This window comes from Steroidobacter sp. (assembly GCF_016790065.1).
Classification (GTDB): Bacteria; Pseudomonadota; Gammaproteobacteria; order Steroidobacterales; family Steroidobacteraceae; genus Steroidobacter.
Map to the genome: position 1 here is coordinate 1 of NZ_JAEUPY010000369.1, position 2934 is coordinate 2934.

The window sequence follows — 2934 nt, forward strand, 5'->3', positions numbered from 1 at the left end:
ACTTGTTCACCAGCCTGTTGCACCTGTTGGGCGCGACTTCTGGCGACGACTGATCGCTAGCTCACCGGCAAAAACAAAGGGCGCTGCCACAAGCAGCGCCCTTTTTGTTTATGGCGAAGGTTTGGGGTCAGGGACGACGGATGACGTCCAACCCGCCCATGTACGGCTTCAACACCTCAGGCACTTTGATGCTGCCGTCCGGCTCCTGATAGTTCTCCAGCACCGCCACCAAGGCGCGGCCGGCCGCGAGGCCTGAGCCGTTCAAGGTGTGCAGCGGTTCCGGCTTGCCGGTCTCGGGATTGCGCCAACGCGCCTGCATGCGACGCGCCTGGAAGGCTTCGAAGTTGGAGCACGAAGAAATCTCGCGATAGGCATCCTGACCCGGCAGCCAGACTTCCAAGTCATAGGTCTTGGCCGAGCCAAAACCGATGTCGCCGCCGCACAGAGCCATCACTCGATACGGCAGGTTCAAACGCTTCAGCACTTCCTCGGCATTGCGCGTCAGCGTCTCGTGCTCGGCGTACGAGTCCTGCGGCTTGGACAGATGCACCAGCTCCACCTTCTCGAACTGGTGCTGACGAATCATGCCGCGCGTGTCCTTGCCGTACGAACCAGCTTCGGAGCGGAAGCACGGCGTGTGCGCCACATAGCGCATGGGCAGCTGGTCGGCTTCGATGATGGTGTCGCGTGCGAGATTGGTCACCGGCACTTCCGCGGTCGGGATCAGATACAAGCCGGACTCGCCTTTGAGACCAAACAGATCCGCCTCGAACTTGGGCAAGTTGCCGGTGCCCGTCAGCGACGCGGCGTTCACCAGATAAGGAACATACGTCTCGCGATAGCCGTGCTCGCTGGTGTGCAGATCGAGCATGAACTGAATCAGCGCGCGATGCAGTCGAGCCAGTGGCCCGGTGAGCACGGTGAAACGCGCACCAGCGATCTTGCCGCCGGCTGCGAAATCCATCTGCAACAGCTTCTCGCCGAGCTCGACGTGATCGAGCGGCTTGTACGCAAACTTGCGCGGGTCGCCCCAGCGGCGCACTTCGACGTTGCCGGTTTCGTCGCGGCCGGCGGGCACGCTCTCGTGCAATACGTTCGGCAGTCCGAGCGTGATTTTTTCCAGCTCCGCCTGCACTTTGGCGAACTCGGCTTCAGCCGCGGCCAGTTCGGTGCCGAGCGTTTCCACCTGCTTCAACAGCGGCGCAATGTCCTGGCCCTGAGCTTTGGCTTTGCCGACGCTCTTGGCATGCACGTTCTTTTCGTTGCGCAGTTCGTCGGCCCGCATCTGCCATTTTTTACGTGCCTCCTCCAACGAGCTCAGCTGAGCTACGTCGAGCTGGAAACCGCGTCGCGCCAGATTGGCGGCAACGGCATCGGGGTCGGAACGGAGCAGTTTCGGGTCCAACATAGCAGTGACGTTTCAAGTGCCAGAAAATGGCCGGCAGTCTAACACTTCGGGTGTTATCGCTGCCGTCGGGGCGGGAACCGTGAGGCCTGGGGCCTACGTCTTTCGGCGGGCCATCGCCTCGGCGATCTTGATTTCCATGCCTCGGGGCACGGGGTTGTAGTACTGCCGCGGCTCCATGCCTTCGGGGAAGTAGTTTTCGCCGGTGGCATACGCATCCGGCTCGTCGTGCGCGTAGCGATAATCCTTGCCATAGCCCAGCGATTTCATCAGCTTGGTCGGCGCATTGCGCAGATGGACCGGCACGTCCAGCGAGCCCAGGTTTTTCGCATCCTGCATGGCCTCGCCGAACGCCTTGTAGACGGCGTTACTCTTCGCGGCACAAGCCAGGAACACCACGGCCTGCGCAATGGCCAGCTCGCCTTCCGGCGAACCGAGCCGTTCGTAAACCTCGCAAGCTTCCAACGCCAACGTGTGGCCGCGAGGATCGGCCAGACCGATGTCTTCCGCCGCCATGCGTAACACACGACGCGCGAGATAACGTGGATCGCAGCCGCCATCCAACATGCGACACAGCCAATACAACGCCGCATCGGGATCGCTACCGCGCACCGATTTATGCAGCGCTGAGATCTGGTCGTAGAACGCTTCGCCCTGCTTATCGAATCGTCGCAGGCCGCCTGAGGCGACTTCGCTAGCAATGGCTTCGTTGATCACCAGCGATTCGGCCGCGCCTGCCAGGTCCATCGCGAGTTCCAGCATATTCAGCGAACGCCGCGCGTCGCCGTCCGCCGCCTTGGCCATCAACTCCAACGCGCGTTCGTCCGCTGTGACTTTCGCGTCGCCGGTTTGACTGGCGAGCGCGCGATCCAACACTTGCCGGATGTCAGCTTCGGTCAACGAACGCAGCACATAAACGCGCGCTCGTGACAGCAACGCGTTATTCAACTCGAAGGAGGGATTCTCAGTGGTCGCACCGATGAACACCAAGGTGCCATCTTCCACCCACGGCAGAAATGCATCCTGCTGGGCTTTGTTGAAACGATGCACCTCGTCCAGAAACAGCACCGTGCGCCGCCCTGCTCTACGTGCTTCCTGAGCCTGCTCGGCAGCCGCGCGAATATCTTTGACGCCCGCCATCACGGCGGACAACGCGATGAACTGCGCGTCGCATTGCTGAGCGACCAGCCGGGCCAGCGTGGTCTTACCCGTGCCCGGCGGTCCCCACAGGATCATGGAATGTAGATGGCCGCCTTCGAGCATCCGACGCAACGGCTTGCCTGGGCCGAACAGATGCGTCTGACCGATGTAACCATCGAGCGTAGCCGGCCGCATGCGATCCGCTAGCGGACGCGCATCGAGGGCATGCTCGAGCGGCAAGTTCACGACTTCTCGACCTGCGTCCCGATGAACAACGACTCCAGGCGCTGCGCCCAGCCGCCGATCCAAAACCAGCTCACCAGCAGCCCGACCAGCATACCGGTGCAATTGGCCAGCACGTCCATGACGTCAGCCTGCCGGCCCAGATG

General features: G+C 62.0%; 2 protein-coding genes. Both read right to left on the reverse strand.

Features of this window, described 5'->3' with window-relative positions; translation table 11 throughout:
• Window positions 1–127: 127 nt before the first annotated feature.
• On the reverse strand, window positions 128–1408 hold the full coding sequence (gene serS, locus JNL55_RS15240) for a serine--tRNA ligase (RefSeq protein ID WP_293854995.1): 1281 nt from the start codon (window positions 1406–1408) through the stop codon (window positions 128–130).
• Between the two features lie 93 nt (window positions 1409–1501).
• Complete coding sequence (locus JNL55_RS15245; RefSeq protein WP_415923085.1) at window positions 1502–2740, reverse strand: replication-associated recombination protein A; 1239 nt, start codon at window positions 2738–2740, stop codon at window positions 1502–1504.
• Between the last annotated feature and the right edge of the window lie 194 nt (window positions 2741–2934).

Coding starts and splice junctions, on each gene's coding strand:
- serS (WP_293854995.1), bottom strand. CDS start 1,408: ATGTTGGACCCGAAACTGCTCCGTTCCGACCCCGATGCCGTTGCCGCC.
- JNL55_RS15245 (WP_415923085.1), bottom strand. CDS start 2,740: ATGCGGCCGGCTACGCTCGATGGTTACATCGGTCAGACGCATCTGTTC.